Raw genomic sequence first — 17,751 nt, forward strand, 5'->3', positions numbered from 1 at the left:
TCAGAACCTATAGTTGTGCCCTTTATTTTGAGGTCACGCCTTATTTATAAGGTATAAATCCGAACAACCAGGAGGCCATTATGGCTGACAAAAAAGCAACATTAAAAGTTGATGGCGTTGAGGAAACCCTAGAGCTGCCGGTATACGAAGGCACATTAGGCCCTGACGTAGTTGACGTCCGTAGTCTGACTGGCAAAGGCCTGTTCACCTACGACCCTGGCTTCGTATCCACCGCTGCCACTGAGTCTAAAATCACCTTTATTGATGGCGGCAAAGGCGTTTTACTGCACCGCGGATATCCAATCGACCAATTGGCAGAAAAGTCCGATTATCTGGAAACCTGCTACCTGCTGTTACACGGCGAACTGCCAACAGCTGAGCAAAAAGAAACATTCGTCAGCACCATTAAGAACCACACTATGGTTCACGAACAGCTGAGCCACTTCTTCAACGGTTTCCGCCGTGATGCACACCCAATGGCCATCATGTGTGGCGTTGTGGGTGCTCTGTCTGCGTTCTACCATGACTCAACAGACATCGCGAACGAATCACATCGTATGATTTCGGCGCACCGTCTGATTGCCAAGATGCCAACTCTGGCAGCGATGGTTTACAAGTACTCCATCGGCCAACCATTCATGTTCCCGCGCAACGAGCTGAGCTACTCTGAAAACTTCCTGCACATGATGTTCAATACGCCATGTGAAGAGAAGCCAATCAGCCCGGTTCTGGCAAAAGCAATGGATCGTATCTTCCTGCTGCACGCTGACCACGAACAGAATGCTTCAACGTCTACCGTACGCCTGGCTGGTTCTACCGGCGCGAACCCATTCGCTTGTATCGCGTCTGGTATTGCGGCGCTGTGGGGCCCTGCTCACGGTGGTGCCAACGAAGCCGTTCTGAACATGCTGAATGAGATCGGTGATGAATCAAACATCGACAAGTTCATCGAAAAAGCCAAAGACAAGAACGATCCGTTCCGTCTGATGGGCTTTGGTCACCGTGTTTACAAAAACTTCGACCCACGCGCCAAGGTTATGAAACAAACCTGTGACGAAGTTTTGGCTGAGCTGGGCATGGAAAACGATCCTCTGCTGAAGATCGCCATGAAGCTTGAGAAAATTGCGACCGAAGATGAGTACTTTGTACAACGCGGCCTGTACCCGAACGTTGATTTCTACTCCGGTATCATCCTGAAAGCGATTGGCATCCCTACTGAGATGTTCACCGTGATCTTCGCAACTGGCCGTACTCCAGGCTGGATCGCTCACTGGAACGAGATGATCAGCAGCGACTACCGTATTGGTCGTCCGCGTCAGCTGTACACTGGCCACCAGAAGCGTGACTACCCTGAAAAGTAAGTAATAACTTATTAACTTACTCTAAAAACCGCTCCTGCCACTTTGGCAGGAGCGGTTTTTTCGTTTAGCTAGATCGTTTTTATCCCTACAAAAAAGACAGTGATTGGCATTGTGAAGACACAAGACTCAACTATTCTTTAGTCAGTAAAAACTGATGGAATTATTATGAGCTCTGTACAACGCCACACTCTGGTCGGATCTTCAAGCGCAGCCCAAGGCGAACCAGACTGGAGTCAGATTGGTGAAACCCTGGCGATGCTGGCCCTGGCAATTGCCCAGATTGACACATCACTTCACGAAGGCAATCAGTCAGTTGATCAGCTGACCAGCAGCTTTACGGCGATGGCCAACAACACCCAGAAAATTCTTGAGCTGAGCCAGAACGAAAAAATTAACTCAGATATCGCCCCCATTGCTCAGGAAGTAAACAGCGAAATACAACAGGCCGTGATCGCATTCCAGTTTTATGACCGCCTGACCCAACGACTGGAACACGTCGGCGAGAGCCTTGAGCGTATGGGACACCTGATGGCTGATGCCAAAGAGCGCTACCAGCCGGATTCCTGGCGCTCCTTACAAAACCACATCAAGGGCAACTACACCATGGAAGCCGAACGTCTGATGTTTGAACACATCATGGCCGGTAATTCCGTTGCTGAAGCGTTGGAAATTTATCATCACAACTTTGATAAAGATGGTGATGAAACATTTGGTACCGACGACGAAATCGAACTGTTCTGACGCTTAAAAATCAGCTGACAGACACTTCATCACCCACACAAATCATTTCAACATCATAGTCGATGGCATTAACACCAAAAATCATTTTGCCATCGACTAAACAATCCTCCCTTAACACCGATAACACATCCGACTCCCGCTCCAGCGTTTGCAAATCACGGGTTGGAATCACACAACGCTCACACAACTTCACCAGCTTCAGACAACCCTGCGGCAGCTGTAATGTTTTCCAGCCTAACTCAGCAAAGGCTTTATTATGGTCAGACTCAGGCACTGCGGCTGTTTCAGAAACGACCACATTCGGGCGAAAACGCTCAACTGCCATCGGTCGACCTATTTTTTCACTGAAATAATCCAGGCTCGCCTGATTCACCACCAACAAGGGATAAGCATCAGCAAAACCAACATAACGCCCGGCTTCGACACGCTTAAGACTGACTTGACGCTGACTATCTGCCGGCAACATCACCAGACGACAACGCCGTCCTAAAAATTCAGATAACCATTCAGCCACATCGTCGCCACAATCCAGTGCTTCCAGCGTATCTTTCCAGACCGTGACGTCTAAGCGCTGAGATAATGACCGCAGCTCAACCTGACACTGCCCTGTCTCAGTGCTCAAATTAATTGCACGCATCTGGCCATCCTTATCCCAGACAATCTCAGGAACAATATTCGCCATTTGAAGCAATTGACGCTGAGAAAGAAACTTACCCCGCTCATCCACCAGCATAAAACGACGATCCCCCCGGGGGCCAAACCGGTCAAACACCAGAGACGACACTGCAACCGGCGCACAGGATTTAATGGGGTAAATAAATAACTGAGAAATATGCATCACGTACGCTCGCTATAACGTATATCGGACCAGGAATATGACAAACAATGTGAAACTCACAGCCATTTCCGGATTGAGTCAATATTATTCGATACACTTCGGAAAACCGATTAAAAACTGTTACTAAATTACTATAACTGCATAAAAACAGCCAAGTAACGACAAATAAAAAACCACAATCTCCGGAGCATAATCATGAAAGAATACTTTGAATATGGGCAGCATAAATGCCTGTATTTCTTCAATTTATTATTTCTATCCTTTTTATTGCAAGCTTGCGATGGTAGTAGCTCTAACTCTGACAATCATTCGGATGCAGATCCCATGATCGAAGTGAATGAGCCAGAACCAGAGCCTGAGCCTGAGCCATCAACAGCCTTAACCGCTCAGATTCTGGATGGCAATCTTTCAGGCGTTGCTTACCGCTCGATTGGTAATACGGCCGAGCAAACCGCTGAAGGTACAATTCAGGCAGACGATAATGGGGTGATTCCTGTTTTTGCGCCGGGTACCACCGAGCTCTCTATTGGTGATGTGTTGTTAGCCAACCTGACCTTTAGCGAAGATTTCGCTGATCTGCCAACCATTGATTTATCGTCAACCGATGCCAGCGCCTCAGCAGCCAATGAAAATTCAGCTGTTATTATCACGTTGAATGATCTGGTGATGGATGCCGTTGACCCGGATGCCGCCGCAACCAACCTGGTGGCGTTATTATTTTTGTTGGATGACGACAGCAACCTCAACAATGGCATCAACATTACAAGCGATACAGCCGCAGCACTGGTTGATACCAATATTGCGGCCAATGGCGTTGATTTTGACCAGCCATTAAGCGACTTCTTAACCAGCAGCGCGATCACAGAATTACTGACGGCGGCCAATATCAGCGACGTTCCTGACGCAGACACGCTGGCAAGCATTGTGGAAACATCCGTCGCCACCGGTTTTGGCTCACAGTCTTTCTCATTAATCACCTCGCCCAACGGCGAGTTGCTGCTCGACAGCACCAGCCTGACCGTGACTGGCAAGGTTAATGACATCAGCGGTACCATCAGCAACGACGTACAACTGACACAAACAGCCGATGGCTCCGCCGTTACCATTATCTATACCCTTGATGCTGAAGACATTGCTGATGATGGCAGTTGGTCAATCGAAGTCAGCAACCTGGTATCACTTAGCACCAATACTCTGAGCGCTGCATACACCGACAGCCAGGGTGACACTTTCACGGGGACCGGCAGTGTGAATGTTTTGCCAGTGCCAGCAGAGTTAAACAACCCCCTGTCCATCGCGCTCGACACCAGTACCACACCACCACGGGCACTGCTGGTTGAATCGGCGTCTGACAGACAGATTATTGCAGTGGATTTAAGCAATGGCAGCCGCAGCATTTTAACTGATGGTGCCAACCCTGCCAGTGGCCCGGAGTTTAGTGCTCCTGAATCCATTACGTTAGACACCAGCACCACTCCACCCCGGGCATTGTTGATTGATACCGTGCTGGATGCTGTTATTGCCATTGATCTGAGCAACGGCAACCGCACTGTATTATCCGATGCTGATGACACCACCAATCAAAACCTGATGGTGGGTAGCGGCCCTGGGCTTGATAACCCGCGCTCCATCACCTTCGACACCAGCAATCCGGCCAGCCCAAGAGCACTGATCGCGGATGGCGGTTTAAGCGCCCTTGTGGCCGTGGATCTGGCCACCGGAGACCGCAGCATTATCTCGGATGATAATGATGAAACCAATAACAATGCCGTTGTTGGCACTGGCCCGGGCATCAGCTTCCCATCCTCCATCACAATCGACAATACAGATACCGATAACCCACGTGCTTTGATATCAGATGTAGGCCTGAATGCAATCATCGCCATCGACTTAACCAGCGGCAATCGCAGTGTCTTGTCTGACGCGGTGGATAGCACCAATCAGGATCTGATGGTGGGTTCCGGCATTGGCTTTGAACGTATCCAGTCGATCACTCTGGACAACAGCAGCCCGGCCAACCCAAGGGCCTTGGTCGCCGATTCAACCCTGGAAGCCGTCATTGCCGTTGACCTGAGTACTGGCAATCGCACTGTATTGTCTGACGAGGTTGATAGCAGTAATAACGACGTTCAGATTGGTACGGGGATTGGGTTTGCAGGCCTGCAGTCCATCACGCTCGACACCAGTGATGCTGACAACCCAAGAGCACTGGCTTTGGATGGTGTATTGGGCGGCGTTGTTGCGGTTGATCTGAACAACGGCGATCGTACTCTGCTGGGGGTCAATGCCGGCGGCGGTGTTTTGTTTACAACACCGCAGTCCATTGCCTTAGACACCAGTAACCCGGCCAACCCCAGAGCTGTGGTAGTGGATTCCGTTGCTAATGCCATTTATGCCGTTGATCTGAACACGGGTGATCGCAGCGTGTTATCGGACGATGACTTAGATGGCTTTGGCATTAATTCAGGCGGCCTTTCAGTCGGCAACGGCCCGGCCTTTAACAACTTGAATTCCATTTTGCTGGATAACAGCGACCCGGATAACCCTCGGTTACTGGTGGTAGATTCCGGTTTACAGGCGGTTATTGCCGTGGATGTAGACAGCGGAGACCGAACCATCATCTCCGACGACGATGACACAAACAACAATAATGCTCAGGTCGGCACAGGCCCGGGCTTAGATTTTCCCACCTCCATCGCCCTCGACAGCAGTGACCCGGCCAATCCCAGATTATTTATTGCCGATGCAGACCTTGATGCCGTGGTCAGCGTTGATCTGAATACTGGTAACCGTACCGTACTCTCCGATGACGATGATGAATCCAATGGCAATGCCGAAGTGGGCACCGGTGTTGGTTTCCGCTCACCACAATCCATCACGCTGGATGACCGTGACCCGGACAACCTGGCATTACTGGTGGTCGATTCCAGCCTGGATGCCGTTATTGCCGTAGACGTCGCCACCGGCAATCGTACGGTACTCTCGGATGATGAAGACTCAAGCAATGGTAATGCCGAAGTGGGCAGCGGTGCCGAGTTCAGCTCACCACAATCCATTATTCTGGATAACCGCGACCCGGACAATATTCGTGCACTGGTCACGGACACGAGCCTGCGCGCCATTATTGCGGTTGATTTAGACACGGGTGATCGTACGGTACTGTCGGATGATAACGATGCGTTCGATAACAACGCCATAGTTGGTAACGGACTGGGTTTTCTGATTCCAGCCTCTCTCACACTGGATACCAGTGCCATCACCCCAAGACTGCTTGTGATTGACCCGAACCTCGATGCGGTTTTTGCCGTTAATCCAGAAACGGGAGATCGATTGATTCTGTCGGGGTCGCTTTAACGATTGAAGCGATAGCGTGGGAGCTATAGCATAGCCAGACTAGGATATGATCAAAAAACCCGCTCAATGAGCGGGTTTTTAGTGGTTACAGGCTGATAACTAATATCAAACCAGCGGCGGCATGCCCATTTTTTCACGCATCAGCCGCTGGGTTTCCCGAGCCATGGCTTCTGGTGCAAATTTCGACAGGAAGCCGTTACAACCCACTTTCTCCACCATCGCTTTATTAAAGTTACCCGACAACGAGGTATGTAAAATAATAAAGGTGTCTTTTAATTCCGGATCACGACGGATTTCCGTGGTTAGCATATAACCATCCATCTCCGGCATTTCGGCATCGGTGATAATCATCACAAGCTCATCGTTGATGTTACGCCCTTCTTCTTTCCAGTGCGCTAACAGCTGATAGGCTTCCAGGCCATTATTCGCTTGCACAATATTGAGCCCCATTGGCTCCAACACACTGCGCATTTGTTGCAGTGCCACTGCTGAGTCATCAACGATCAGAATATCCTTACCCTTAATGCGCTCCAGCAACTCCTGGTCATACACATCCGCCGATAACTGGGTGTTATAGGGTGCAATTTCAGCCAGCACTTTTTCCACGTCGATGATTTCAACAATGCGATCTTCAATGCGGGTAATGGCTGTCAGGTAATGCTGGCGTCCGGCACCACCCGGTGGCGGCAGAATATCGCTCCAGTTCATATTAACGATACGATCCACACCACCCACCAGAAACGCCTGCACGGTCATATTGTATTCCGTGACGATAATGGTGGCTTCTTCATCCGGGGTACGCAGTGGCCCCATCTGAATGGCGTTACGCAAATCCACCACCGGCACCGTCTGACCACGCAGGTGTGTAACACCACGCACCACCGGGTGACGATCCGGAATTTCGGTCAGGGGTGGCAAGCGCATCACTTCCTGAACTTTAAATACGTTGATTGCAAATTGCTGGGTACCACCCAAATGGAACAGCAACAACTCCAGTCGATTCTGCCCAACCAGCTTGGTTCTGGCATCAACGGCACTGAGAACACCGCTCATACAACACTCCGATCATTAATCTTTTACAAAGTGTAGACAAGCTCTGTGAAAACGCATCGAAATTCCGTCTACACTCAATAGATCGGCCACAGGAGCAAGCCTATGCCAGAGACTGAGCTGCCATTACTCGCACGCCAACCTATCCTTGATCATAATTTGCAGATAGTGGGTTATGAATTGTTATGTCGCCCACTGCCCAGAGACGACCAGGACTGGCAGGAAGAAAACGGCGACCTGGCAACCAGTGAGGTGGTGATCGGGGCATATCAGGAACTGGGCTTTGAAAAAGTGACGGGCGGCCTGCCAGCATTTATTAACTTCACTCAAAACTGGCTTTTTAACCCGCCAATGGTGTCTGCAAATATTCTGGTAGCCGAAATTCTTGAATATATTCATGCCGATGAAGAGACCATTCAGGCCATCGAAAAACTGCGGCGTCTGAAGTATCAGATAGCGCTGGATGATTTTATTGCCGAGCCACATCAGGTCGAACTGCTACCCTATGTTGATATCGTAAAAATTGATTTAATCCGCCTCGGAGAAGACATCAATCTCGTTCAGCTGATTCAGCAGTATCAACGTCCGGGGTTAACCTGGCTGGCGGAAAAGGTAGAAACACCGGAACAGTTTGAAGCCTGCCGTGACGCTGGCTGCACTTTATTTCAGGGCTACTTTTTTGCCAAACCCACTCCCCTGTATGGCAAGCGTATTCCGGATAATAAAATGACGGTATTGCAGTTGCTGACCACTCTGAGCAATCCGGAAGCCTCCATCCATGATGTTACCCGTTTACTTCAAAGTGAACCTCAGCTCAGCTTCCGTCTGCTGCAATTAATTAACTCCGCCGCTATTGGGCTGGTTGCCGAAGTTACCTCTATTCCTCAGGCGATTACCCTGGCTGGGATGAACCGCATCAAAACCTGGGCAAATGTTCTGGCACTCGGAAAGTTGAGTGACAAGCCGGGCGTTTTAAGAGAACAGGCTGTTATTCGCGGTTTTACCGCACAATATCTGGCAGAAAACCTTCCCGCCACCGATAAACATACCGCGTTTACCCTCGGGTTATTTTCCGTACTGGATGCTTTTATGGATTTACCGATGAAGGAAGTTTGCGAGCGCTTAAAACTCCCGGAAGAATTATCACAAGCGCTGCTGAATCACACCGGCCACTACGGAGCCTTACTTCGACTGGTGATCAGCAACGAACTGGCTGACTGGCAGAATCAGGTCTGGTCGTCTCAATTTATTACTGGTATCACGCCCGACATGCTGGCCAGAGCCAGCCAGCAGGCGATTATTGACAGTCGTGAACTGCTGGGGCCGCTCAACCCGGGACGGTTAAAGCAGACCCCAGGATAAAAGGCACAAGAAAAAGGCACAAAAATAAAAGGCCCAGAGATAAGCGCCCTTTACTTTGGATAGCCGGTGATTTCGCGGATAGACTGATACAGCGGTTTCATCCGCTGATACATTTTCTGATACACCTCGCGATACAAACGATCATACAAACGTACTGTCGGGAAGTGAGGTTCAAACACATCGCCTTTACGGGTCATCTGTTCAATCGCACTGCGGTAATCCGGGTAAATACCCAACCCTACCGCGCAGTTAATTGCAGCACCTAAACCGGATGCTTCATAGGTATGTGGCCGCTCGGCTGGCATACCAAAAATATCCGCCGTTAACTGCATCGCAGCATCACTTTGTGAACCACCACCAGACACCCGCAAACGGGTAATTGGCACCCGGCTGCGTTTTTCAATCTGCTCTTTGCCCTGACGTAGTTCATACGCCAGTCCTTCGAGAATGGCACGATAAATATGAGCGCGTTTATGCACATCACCAAAACCGATCAAGGCGCCCTTGCCTTCCGGCCCGGGTTGACGCACTCCGGGAGACCAATACGGCTGCATCATTAAACCCATCGAACCGGCGGGCACCTGATTCAACAGTTCGTCAAACAGTTGCTCAGCTTCCAGCCCTAATTCCTTCGCTTTGCGCTGCTCATAATGGGCAAATTCTTCTTTAAACCAGCTGACCATCCAGAAGCCGCGATACACCATCATTTCGGTATTGTAATGACCCGGAATTGCCGCGGTATAAGGCGGAATAAACGGAATGGTTTCGATGTATTTGGGCGTGGTGGTATTGATGGTGGCTGTTGTGCCATAACTGAGACAACCAATATGAGGATCAGAGCCTCCGGCACCCAGCACTTCACAGGCTTTGTCTGAAGCGGCAGCAATCATTGGCAAACCAACCGGCAAACCCGTGGCTTCTGCAGCGTGTGGGGTAATATGCCCTAATAATTCACCAGGCTTAACCAGCTCGGGCATCATATCCCGGGTGCAGGAAATAAATTTCCATTTTAAATCGGATTTTTTAGCCCAGTCCTGACGCTTATAGTCGTAAGGCAGATACCCCACAATGGAACCCGCCGAATCTTTTAATTCACCGGTTAACTGATAGGTTAAATAGGCGGATAAATTCACATAATGACGAGTATTGGCCCACACATCCGGCTCATTTTGTGCCAGCCAGTTACAACGTGCTTTAGCACGCATTTCATTAATTAAATTGCTTAATCCCAGCGCTTTAATCAGCCAGCCCACTGGCCCTCGCAACGGTTCTTCGGGCTCGGCTTTACGCTGATCCATCCAAACAATTGCGCGGCGCAGCGGCTGCTTATTTTTATCCAGATTAATCATGGTATAACGCTGGGTTGTCAGTGCCACACCACGCACCTGATCCGGGGTGATTTTGCCACTCGCCCATAAACCTTCAAAGGCTTTGGCCAGAGATTGCCAATAATATTCCGGTTGCTGTTCAGCCCAGCCCGGCTGATCGGAAATATAGGCTTCCAGGTTCACCTTGCTTTTTGCAATCTCATTACCCTGATCGTCAAATGCCAACACCCGGACACTTTGTGTACCGTTATCAATCGACAACAAATATGGCTGATCTTTCACAAGTGAATCCTGTTTTCGTTATTATTTATAAAGTGAGAATTAAGAGACACAAAGCGCATCACTGCGGAATGCTGTAACAGGTGTTCCAGATGTTCTGATAGCGGGATTTTTCCTCGCTCCAGCGTTGTTCTGTCCAGCCCAGTTCATCAGCACAAATAGCGCGGATTTTATCTTCGTAAATTAAACCGCCCTGCTCCACCAACAACCCCAAACGTGTGCGGCGCAGCAATAAATCGTCCAGATGAACCACAGCTTCATTGGCCGCCGCCCAACGTAACTCAGCCCAAACTGCACGCGCTCCGGGAATCATCTCTAATTCACCACTACGGGCAAGCGTTAACAGCGCGTCTACGTCCATACCGAAATGACCAGTCAAACGCTTTTGTACATAATCCGGCAGTGCTTTCAGGCGCTGATGAGTGGATGTGTGTGGCGTAAAAATCTGGGCAGAAAATTCACCCTCGCTAAAATTACGAATATATTTTTTGGCGACATTTAATACATCCAGCGCAATCAGGCGGAAAGTGGTTAATTTACCACCAGCAATGGATACCAACCCCTGATCATCCCAGATACTGTGATCGCGTTTTTCTTTCGACGGGTTCAGCGCCCCGGACGCCACTAGCGGGCGAACCCCGGCCCAGGAAGAAATAATATCGCTTTCTGTCAGACTGGCTTGCGGAAACTGAAATTGTGCCACTTCCAGTAAATAATCGAACTCTTCGCGAGTAATGGCCGCTTCTTTATTACCTAGCTGCGGATGATCCAGGTCGGTTGTACCAATAACGGTGCGCCCTTCCCACGGGAAAATAAAAACCGGCCGTTTATCACGCGGGTGCATAATGGTGTATGACTGAGAGACCGGTAAACGCCAGCCAGCCACGACTAAATGGCTACCACGCGCCGGACGGATTTTTTTCTCATCGGTGGTTTCACTGCGTAATTCGTCGGCCCAGGCACCGGTTGCATTAATGACCACATCGGCGGATACGGAATAAGTTTTTCCGTTCAAGGTGTCTTCAATTTCAGCACCGGTAACCTGATCCCCATTTTTAATCAGTTTTTTTACACTGGTGTAATTAATAACGTCAGCGCCGTCTTTTTGCGCCTCACGCAAAACACGAATCACCAGACGAGAGTCATCGGTAACCGCATCGGCGTACTGGGTACCGCCTAACAGGTTGTCGTCATTAATACTCGGACTGATAAAATGTAATTGGTCTGGCGTATGGAACTGACGATAACGACGACCGGCAAAAAAATCATAAATCCGCAGCAAAGCATTAAAAACAAATGGTCCGGGAAAACCGCCTTTATAATGCGCCATCAGATACGCCATCTGATCAACCAGACCAGGCGCTTCCTGCATCAGCCGCTCACGTTCCTGTACCGAATGCATGGTGGTTTTAACATCGCCGGCGGCTATATAACGCAAACCACCGTGTACCATTTTGGAAGAACGACTGGAGGTTCCCCAGGCGAAATCCTGGCGCTCCAGCAGCAGGGTTTTTAAACCACGACGGGCTGCTTCACGCGCAATGCCCGCGCCGGTGATTCCGCCTCCGGCAATAATCACATCCCAGTGCTCATTGGCATCATTCAAGCGATTAAATAAACGATCCCGATGATCGGCTTGCCACGTTTGTTGCGCCATGCTGAAACTTCCTGAATGAATCCTGATTTGATCTGATCGTTAAAGAAGACCCGGTACTGATGTTGCCATCAGTACCGGGGGAAAGCGCTTAATCAACTGCGATTCGTCTGTGCGAATTTATAGTCGCAGCCAACCGCGCTTTGACGAGGTGAGAACCCAGCCAACGGTTTAAAGCGGTTTTCAGTCCACTTTTTATTTTTACTTATTTGTACGACTTACCCTGCTGCAGCAGAGTTCCGGGATTAAGGCGCTGATCCGGATCAAAATCTTCGCTCAGCGTCTGCAACACCCGCATACCCAGCTTGCCTTTTTCAGCTTCCAGATAAGGCGCATGATCTTTACCAACACCATGTTGATGCGAAATAGTGGCGCGATGCCCGGCAATCACTTCTGAGGCAGCTCCTTTCAGTTTCTGCCAGCGTGTAAAGGTCTGGTCATAACTATCGGCACAGCGGAAAAAATAGGTGGTGTAAATACTGCACCCCTGACTGTACAGATGAGATAAATGGGTGAATACCATCACCTCTTCGTTTTCATCCTTTAGGGCGGTTTCCAGAGCGGTTTCAACGTCGTTCAGAAGCTGATCAACATTATCCCAGTCGGTTGAGGTTTCCAGCGTATCAATGGCAATACCTTCTTCCCAGGTGGTCTCACGCAGGTAAGGAAATTTAAACCGACCCTCGGCCCAGATGGTGCCCATCATATTGGCAATCACACCGCCAACACCGCCGTGTGATTTTAACACTTTACGAATCTGCTTCAGAGACGCTTTATTCTGAAACTTGCTGCCGGTTACACCAAAGGTCAGCATACAGCGATTATCGTCCAGCCCACGGAAACGCAGGAAACGATCCAGCGCTTTAAACTGGGATTCTTTGGTACCTAAATGAGCATGCGCTTTGGATTCTTTGGCGTTGGAAACACGCATCATCGACATCGGCACACGCTGCTGCACCAGCTCACGTACGGCAGCTTTGGCGGCTTTCCAGTCTGGCATAAAGTAAACAAAGAACTTTTCTTCATCAGCAATGCGGCTGACACGCACTTTCACCTCAGTGAAAATCCCCATGCGCCCTTCGGTGCCCATGGTCACTTCGCGCATATCCGGGCCAGCAGACGACGCCGGGATGGTCGGAATATCCAGTGAACCATGCAAAGTTTCCATGCGGCCACCGGCAAACATTTGCTCAATACGACCATAACGTAATGACTGCTGACCCGATGAACGTGATGCAATCCAGCCACCTAAGGTTGCCAACTCCCAGGATTGCGGATAATGGCCCAGGGTATAACCACGGGCGCGCAGCTGAGATTCCACCAGCGGCCCCGGGGTACCGGCACCAAAGGTAGCGATCTGGCTTTCTTCATTGAGATCCATCAGCTGGTTCATACGGCCCATATCAATGGTCAGGATGGCACGCTGACTGGCCAGTGGAGTAATGTGACCGGCAACCGAAGTACCGCCGCCATAGGGAATCACTTCAAAGTCATTCTGAACGGCAAAATCCAGTAGCTCACGAACCTGAGCACTGGTTTCCGGATAGGCGACACCGTCAGGGAAAACCCCAAATTCGCCACTGTGCATTGCCAGCCAATCCGGAAAGCTCTGACCACGAGCATGACGAACACGATCTTCTTCAGCCGTCACAATCAGTGGATGTTGAGGTAAGCGTGAAGCAGGCACACGGGCCATTACATCCGCTAATGTCGCCGACGGCAGAGGTTGTGGCTTGCCAATGATGGAATGAATCAACTCACGTCCATGAGCCGACACTTCTTTTGTATAGTTTTCATCACCCCAGCCATTCCAACGACGACCCATAGCTCCACCCTTTATTCTTGTTAATCAGTTATTCTTGCGCCACTATATCGGTGCTTTTCGGGACATTCACTGACCCAATGGGACAGCAACAGTAGTAAATTCAGCCAGAGTAGTAAATTCAGCCACTCATGATCGATCAGGACTCATTAGGCACCGCCTCGGCCAACGCCATTCGCCAGTATCTGCGTACCGCTCAGGATTACAACATCCAGGCTGAAGACGCCCTGCACGCCGTTAACATTCCACTTGGTATCATGGACAACTCCGTGGCCAGAACCAGTGGCCGCGCTTTTCAGAACCTGATTCATTGGCTGATCGAACAGACACAAGACCCGTTATTTGGCTTAAAAAGCGCACACTATGTGCAGCCGGGTTCCTACAGTCTGGTGGGCTATATGGCGATGAATTTCCGCACCGCCCGCGAAGCCTTGCATATGGTGCCGTCTTACGAAGCCATTGTGGGTGATATGGGCGTCACCAAAATAGAAAAATACGGCCCTCATCTGGCGATGCGCTGGGTATGCCAGTACGACCACCCGCAGGTACGCCCGCATATGATTGATAATGTGCTGGGTTCCTGGTTGCTGTTTGCCCGCTGGTTGGCAGATATGCACGATGGCAAACCGGCTAAGGTGTTGTTTGAACACCCGCAACCGGATGAGCAGTTACTCCCTGCGTATCAGGATATTTTTGGCTGCCCGCTGGAATTTGATGCCAACATCAGCGCGTTGATCTTTCCGGAAGAAATATTAGACACCCCATTGCGCCAGCCCGACCCGGTATTACTCAGCACCCTGGAACAACAAGCCAGTGCGGTCATGGCGGAAATTCAGGAACGCCACCCGATTGTGATGCAAACACGCACCTTGCTGAAAACCCTGATGGATGAAGGCTTGCCACGCCGGGAAAAAGTCGCCGAACATTTAGGGATTACTGAGCGAACCCTGCAACGACGTTTGCAGGATGCCGGCACGGGTTATCAGCAATTGCTCGATAACTTACGGCAGGAAACGGCGGCAGAGTGGTTGACCACCACCGACCTTGGCATCAACGACATTGCTCTGAAACTGGGCTTCAGCGAAGCCCGTTCCTTTCATCGCCGCTTTAAAACCTGGACCGGTGTCACACCGGGAGAGTATCGCCAGCAGCATGGACGCTGACTTTGCCTAGAGCCTGTTAACTTTTCCGAGTGCAATAGCCTGACGAATCAGGTTTTGTTTAGAAAAATTACCACCGGTTATCTTCGCCAACATGCCTTCTTTGCCCACCAGACTGAGTATAATTTCAGCTTCCGCTTTGCCCTGCTGGTGTAAATCGGCCGCTCGTTGACACAACTCAGTCAGATTGTTGTATTTATCCTGCAATGCCTGCTTGCCCTGCTCGACAATGCCGTTATGCGGGCAAAATAACACCTCAAAATCCAGTGCCAGCAAGGCTTCCAGACTGGTGATTAACTGAGCCAAATCTTCGTCTGCCCGTAACATTTTCAGCGAACGGGAGATATACATATCACCACTGAACAAATATTTTTGCTGCGGGAAAAACAAGCAGGTCAGATCTTTGGCATGGCCGGGGGTATGGACGGCGATGATTTCCGTGCCGTCATCCAGCTGCATTTTTTCTGGCATTGACTGGGTTTGCGCCGGAACCAAACGCCCCCAGATCAGCTGCTGCAGCCAGGGAGTACGATAGCCTGTTGCTATTTTTTGTCTTCCTAACTCAGGGGCATACGGCAACAGGTTTTTCAGCCTGGCAATACGGCTGGCATTACCAGCATGGTCTTCATGGTGGTGAGTGATCAGCAGCCGTTTAATCTCAACCGGCTGCAACTCGTCACGAATAAAACGCCATTGATTCGCAGGGCCAGCGTCAATCAGCGTGTCTCCGATACGATAAACAATAAAGGTCGTGTTGATACCCGCGTTGAAGCGCCCAACCCGAAATCCCTCCACCGTATGCGCACCATTGTCATAGCGGTAATGTTTTAAAACTGCCATAAAAATCACATCATCGTTGACCGGCTGAGCAGTATGCACGGCACTGTGAAACGGGCAATGGCCGAATCGCCAGCCATGAATGACAGATATGACCATAACAATAAGTTGCTATCAGTAATATCCGCGCTCTCTTTTGGTAGCCTCCGGGCAAGAAGCGGTCGAGTTACCGGCCACAAATCGCTATAATCCGCGCCCTTTTGCATCAATACCGAGACCTGTCATGTCCTCTCCTGCTTCCTCCTTCGCTGATTTAGGCTTATCCGCCGACATTCTTAAAGCCATTGAGGAGCAAGGATACACTCAGCCGTCCCCGATTCAGGCGCAAGCAATTCCAGCGGTATTAACCGGCCAGGATGTGATGGCAGCGGCCCAGACCGGCACCGGCAAAACCGCAGGTTTTACCCTGCCGATTCTGGAAAAGCTCAGCAGTGGTGAGCGGGCTCGTCCGAATCAGGTACGAGCATTAATCATTACACCAACCCGCGAGCTGGCTGCTCAGGTGGGTGATAACGTACGGGCGTATTCAGAACACTTACCACTGACTTCGGCCGTGGTGTTTGGTGGTGTCAAAGTTAACCCACAAATGATGCGCATGCGTCGCGGGGCTGACGTTCTGGTTGCCACCCCGGGCCGACTGCTGGATTTATATCAGCAAAATGCCGTGCGCTTTAAACAACTGGAAGTGCTGGTACTGGACGAAGCCGATCGCATGCTCGACATGGGCTTTATTCACGACATTAAAAAGATTCTGAATATTCTGCCAAAAGAGCGTCAGAACCTGCTGTTTTCGGCCACTTTCTCTGACGACATCAAAGACTTGGCCAAGCGCCTGACCAATAATCCAGTTGAGATCTCGGTGACACCGGCCAACAGCACCGCTAAAAAAGTTGAGCAGGTTATTCACCCGGTAGATAAAAAACAAAAGCCACGTTTGCTGAAATATTTAATTAAAGAAAATAACTGGCAGCAGGTATTGGTATTCTGCAAAACCAAACACGGTGCCAATCGCCTGACCCGTTATCTGGAAGAAAATAATATTTCAGCCGCAGCCATTCACGGCAATAAAAGCCAGGGTGCACGCACCCGGGCACTGGCAGAATTTAAATCGGGTGATATCAGTGCTTTAATCGCCACCGATATTGCAGCTCGGGGCATTGATATTGACCAACTGCCTCAGGTGGTTAACTTTGATTTACCCAACGTGGCCGAAGATTATGTTCACCGCATTGGTCGTACCGGGCGTGCCGGAGCCAGCGGTCATGCAGTATCTCTGGTTGCGGCGGACGAAGTCAAAGAACTGTCTCAGGTTGAAAACCTGATCGGTAAATTATTAGAGCGCGATTATATTCCTGGTTTTGAACCAGTCCATGAAGTGCCAGTTACGACTTTACGCGCTAAACCGAAAAAGCCTAAAAAACCCAAGAAACCGAAAACGTTTTCTGAGCATAAAGATGGCCAGCGAAGTGGTGAAAAGAAACATCACGCTCAGGCCAAAAATGGCAAATCAGGAAATAAACCGACCGGTAATAAAACATCAGCTAATAAAACGTCGGGCAATTCAGAGAATAAAAACTCGCCGTGGAAAAAGTCCGGTGCAACCCAGCGTAAGGTTGAGAGTGCGCCCAAGAAAAGCACTAATAAGCCAGTGCGCCAACCGCAAAAAAGAAAACCGGCCAATTAAGCCGGTTACGGCCATTGTTGAGCCGCATGTAAAACCCGGAGAATATGTAATTCAGATGCACATTCCCGATAAACAACAATATAGTTTGCGGCAATCACTAATTCTCTGGTCGCGAGCACTCTTCCGGGGCGGCCTAACTTCGGGAATTCAACTAAAGATCTGACTTTTTTATCTAAGTCATTTTTAAATTGCTGTGCGGCATCTGGGTTGTCGTCAGCAATAAACTCGACAATGACCAATAAATCCCGGCGAGCCAGAGAGTGCCATGTAATATCTGGCAC

The 17,751-nt window shown here is 49.9% G+C and carries 13 protein-coding genes; 6 read left to right on the forward strand and 7 right to left on the reverse strand.

The annotated features are described in order from the left end of the window. Nucleotides 1-80 precede the first annotated feature (80 nt). Together gltA and ACO05E_RS00395 are read left to right on the forward strand one after the other, a co-directional pair. On the forward strand, nucleotides 81-1,361 hold the full coding sequence (gene gltA, locus ACO05E_RS00390) for a citrate synthase (RefSeq protein ID WP_419811026.1): 1,281 nt from the start codon (nucleotides 81-83) through the stop codon (nucleotides 1,359-1,361). Between the two features lie 165 nt (nucleotides 1,362-1,526). Next, nucleotides 1,527-2,102 (forward strand): hypothetical protein, encoded by a 576-nt coding sequence (locus tag ACO05E_RS00395; RefSeq protein ID WP_419811027.1) that lies wholly within the window; start codon nucleotides 1,527-1,529, stop codon nucleotides 2,100-2,102. Between the two features lie 10 nt (nucleotides 2,103-2,112). Here ACO05E_RS00395 and ACO05E_RS00400 read toward each other — a convergent pair whose 3' ends face one another. Beyond that, nucleotides 2,113-2,940, reverse strand: a complete 828-nt coding sequence (locus tag ACO05E_RS00400) for an MOSC domain-containing protein (RefSeq protein ID WP_419813638.1) — start codon at nucleotides 2,938-2,940, stop codon at nucleotides 2,113-2,115. A gap of 195 nt (nucleotides 2,941-3,135) precedes the next feature. On the opposite strand from ACO05E_RS00400, the gene ACO05E_RS00405 reads away from it, so the two are divergent. After that, nucleotides 3,136-6,294 (forward strand): beta strand repeat-containing protein, encoded by a 3,159-nt coding sequence (locus ACO05E_RS00405; RefSeq protein WP_419811028.1) that lies wholly within the window; start codon nucleotides 3,136-3,138, stop codon nucleotides 6,292-6,294. Between the two features lie 105 nt (nucleotides 6,295-6,399). Here ACO05E_RS00405 and ACO05E_RS00410 read toward each other — a convergent pair whose 3' ends face one another. After that, on the reverse strand, nucleotides 6,400-7,347 hold the full coding sequence (locus ACO05E_RS00410; protein WP_419811029.1) for a chemotaxis protein CheV: 948 nt from the start codon (nucleotides 7,345-7,347) through the stop codon (nucleotides 6,400-6,402). A gap of 102 nt (nucleotides 7,348-7,449) precedes the next feature. On the opposite strand from ACO05E_RS00410, the gene ACO05E_RS00415 reads away from it, so the two are divergent. Beyond that, nucleotides 7,450-8,706: an EAL and HDOD domain-containing protein gene (locus ACO05E_RS00415; RefSeq protein ID WP_419811030.1), complete on the forward strand. Its 1,257-nt coding sequence runs from the start codon at nucleotides 7,450-7,452 to the stop codon at nucleotides 8,704-8,706. A 50-nt stretch (nucleotides 8,707-8,756) separates the two neighbouring features. On the opposite strand, the gene ACO05E_RS00420 is transcribed toward ACO05E_RS00415, so the two are convergent. The 3 genes from ACO05E_RS00420 to ACO05E_RS00430 all read right to left on the reverse strand — a co-directional run bounded on the left by ACO05E_RS00420 (nucleotide 8,757) and on the right by ACO05E_RS00430 (nucleotide 13,792). Next, nucleotides 8,757-10,316 carry an FGGY-family carbohydrate kinase gene (locus ACO05E_RS00420; protein ID WP_419811031.1) on the reverse strand — a complete coding sequence of 520 codons (1,560 nt, stop codon included), beginning with the start codon at nucleotides 10,314-10,316 and terminating at the stop codon, nucleotides 8,757-8,759. A gap of 58 nt (nucleotides 10,317-10,374) precedes the next feature. Beyond that, a complete protein-coding gene (locus tag ACO05E_RS00425) occupies nucleotides 10,375-11,970 on the reverse strand; it encodes a glycerol-3-phosphate dehydrogenase/oxidase (RefSeq protein WP_419811032.1) in 1,596 nt (531 codons plus the stop codon). 202 nt (nucleotides 11,971-12,172) lie between these two features. Continuing rightward, a complete protein-coding gene (locus tag ACO05E_RS00430; protein ID WP_419811033.1) occupies nucleotides 12,173-13,792 on the reverse strand; it encodes an FAD-binding oxidoreductase in 1,620 nt (539 codons plus the stop codon). A gap of 128 nt (nucleotides 13,793-13,920) precedes the next feature. Here ACO05E_RS00430 and ACO05E_RS00435 point away from each other — a divergent pair, with 128 nt between their 5' ends. Then, nucleotides 13,921-14,952: an AraC family transcriptional regulator gene (locus ACO05E_RS00435; RefSeq protein WP_419811034.1), complete on the forward strand. Its 1,032-nt coding sequence runs from the start codon at nucleotides 13,921-13,923 to the stop codon at nucleotides 14,950-14,952. 6 nt (nucleotides 14,953-14,958) lie between these two features. On the opposite strand, the gene ACO05E_RS00440 is transcribed toward ACO05E_RS00435, so the two are convergent. Next, nucleotides 14,959-15,885 carry an MBL fold metallo-hydrolase gene (locus tag ACO05E_RS00440; RefSeq protein ID WP_419811035.1) on the reverse strand — a complete coding sequence of 309 codons (927 nt, stop codon included), beginning with the start codon at nucleotides 15,883-15,885 and terminating at the stop codon, nucleotides 14,959-14,961. 124 nt (nucleotides 15,886-16,009) lie between these two features. Here ACO05E_RS00440 and ACO05E_RS00445 point away from each other — a divergent pair, with 124 nt between their 5' ends. Next, a complete protein-coding gene (locus ACO05E_RS00445) occupies nucleotides 16,010-17,470 on the forward strand; it encodes a DEAD/DEAH box helicase (RefSeq protein WP_419811036.1) in 1,461 nt (486 codons plus the stop codon). A gap of 5 nt (nucleotides 17,471-17,475) precedes the next feature. Here the strand turns inward: ACO05E_RS00445 and ACO05E_RS00450 are convergent, their stop codons facing one another. Next, entirely contained in the window at nucleotides 17,476-17,751 is a 276-nt protein-coding gene (locus tag ACO05E_RS00450; RefSeq protein ID WP_419811037.1) for a type II toxin-antitoxin system RelE/ParE family toxin, read from the reverse strand.

Origin of the sequence: Bacterioplanoides sp. (assembly GCF_965226395.1) — a bacterium.
Taxonomy (GTDB): domain Bacteria; phylum Pseudomonadota; class Gammaproteobacteria; order Pseudomonadales; family Oceanobacteraceae; genus Bacterioplanoides.

Excerpts from the sequence above, each read along its gene's own strand:
- gltA (WP_419811026.1), top strand. The coding sequence starts at position 81 with ATGGCTGACAAAAAAGCAACATTAAAAGTTGATGGCGTTGAGGAAACC.
- ACO05E_RS00395 (WP_419811027.1), top strand. The coding sequence starts at position 1,527 with ATGAGCTCTGTACAACGCCACACTCTGGTCGGATCTTCAAGCGCAGCC.
- ACO05E_RS00400 (WP_419813638.1), bottom strand. The coding sequence starts at position 2,940 with ATGCATATTTCTCAGTTATTTATTTACCCCATTAAATCCTGTGCGCCG.
- ACO05E_RS00405 (WP_419811028.1), top strand. The coding sequence starts at position 3,136 with ATGAAAGAATACTTTGAATATGGGCAGCATAAATGCCTGTATTTCTTC.
- ACO05E_RS00410 (WP_419811029.1), bottom strand. The coding sequence starts at position 7,347 with ATGAGCGGTGTTCTCAGTGCCGTTGATGCCAGAACCAAGCTGGTTGGG.
- ACO05E_RS00415 (WP_419811030.1), top strand. The coding sequence starts at position 7,450 with ATGCCAGAGACTGAGCTGCCATTACTCGCACGCCAACCTATCCTTGAT.
- ACO05E_RS00425 (WP_419811032.1), bottom strand. The coding sequence starts at position 11,970 with ATGGCGCAACAAACGTGGCAAGCCGATCATCGGGATCGTTTATTTAAT.
- ACO05E_RS00430 (WP_419811033.1), bottom strand. The coding sequence starts at position 13,792 with ATGGGTCGTCGTTGGAATGGCTGGGGTGATGAAAACTATACAAAAGAA.
- ACO05E_RS00435 (WP_419811034.1), top strand. The coding sequence starts at position 13,921 with ATGATCGATCAGGACTCATTAGGCACCGCCTCGGCCAACGCCATTCGC.
- ACO05E_RS00440 (WP_419811035.1), bottom strand. The coding sequence starts at position 15,885 with ATGGTCATATCTGTCATTCATGGCTGGCGATTCGGCCATTGCCCGTTT.
- ACO05E_RS00445 (WP_419811036.1), top strand. The coding sequence starts at position 16,010 with ATGTCCTCTCCTGCTTCCTCCTTCGCTGATTTAGGCTTATCCGCCGAC.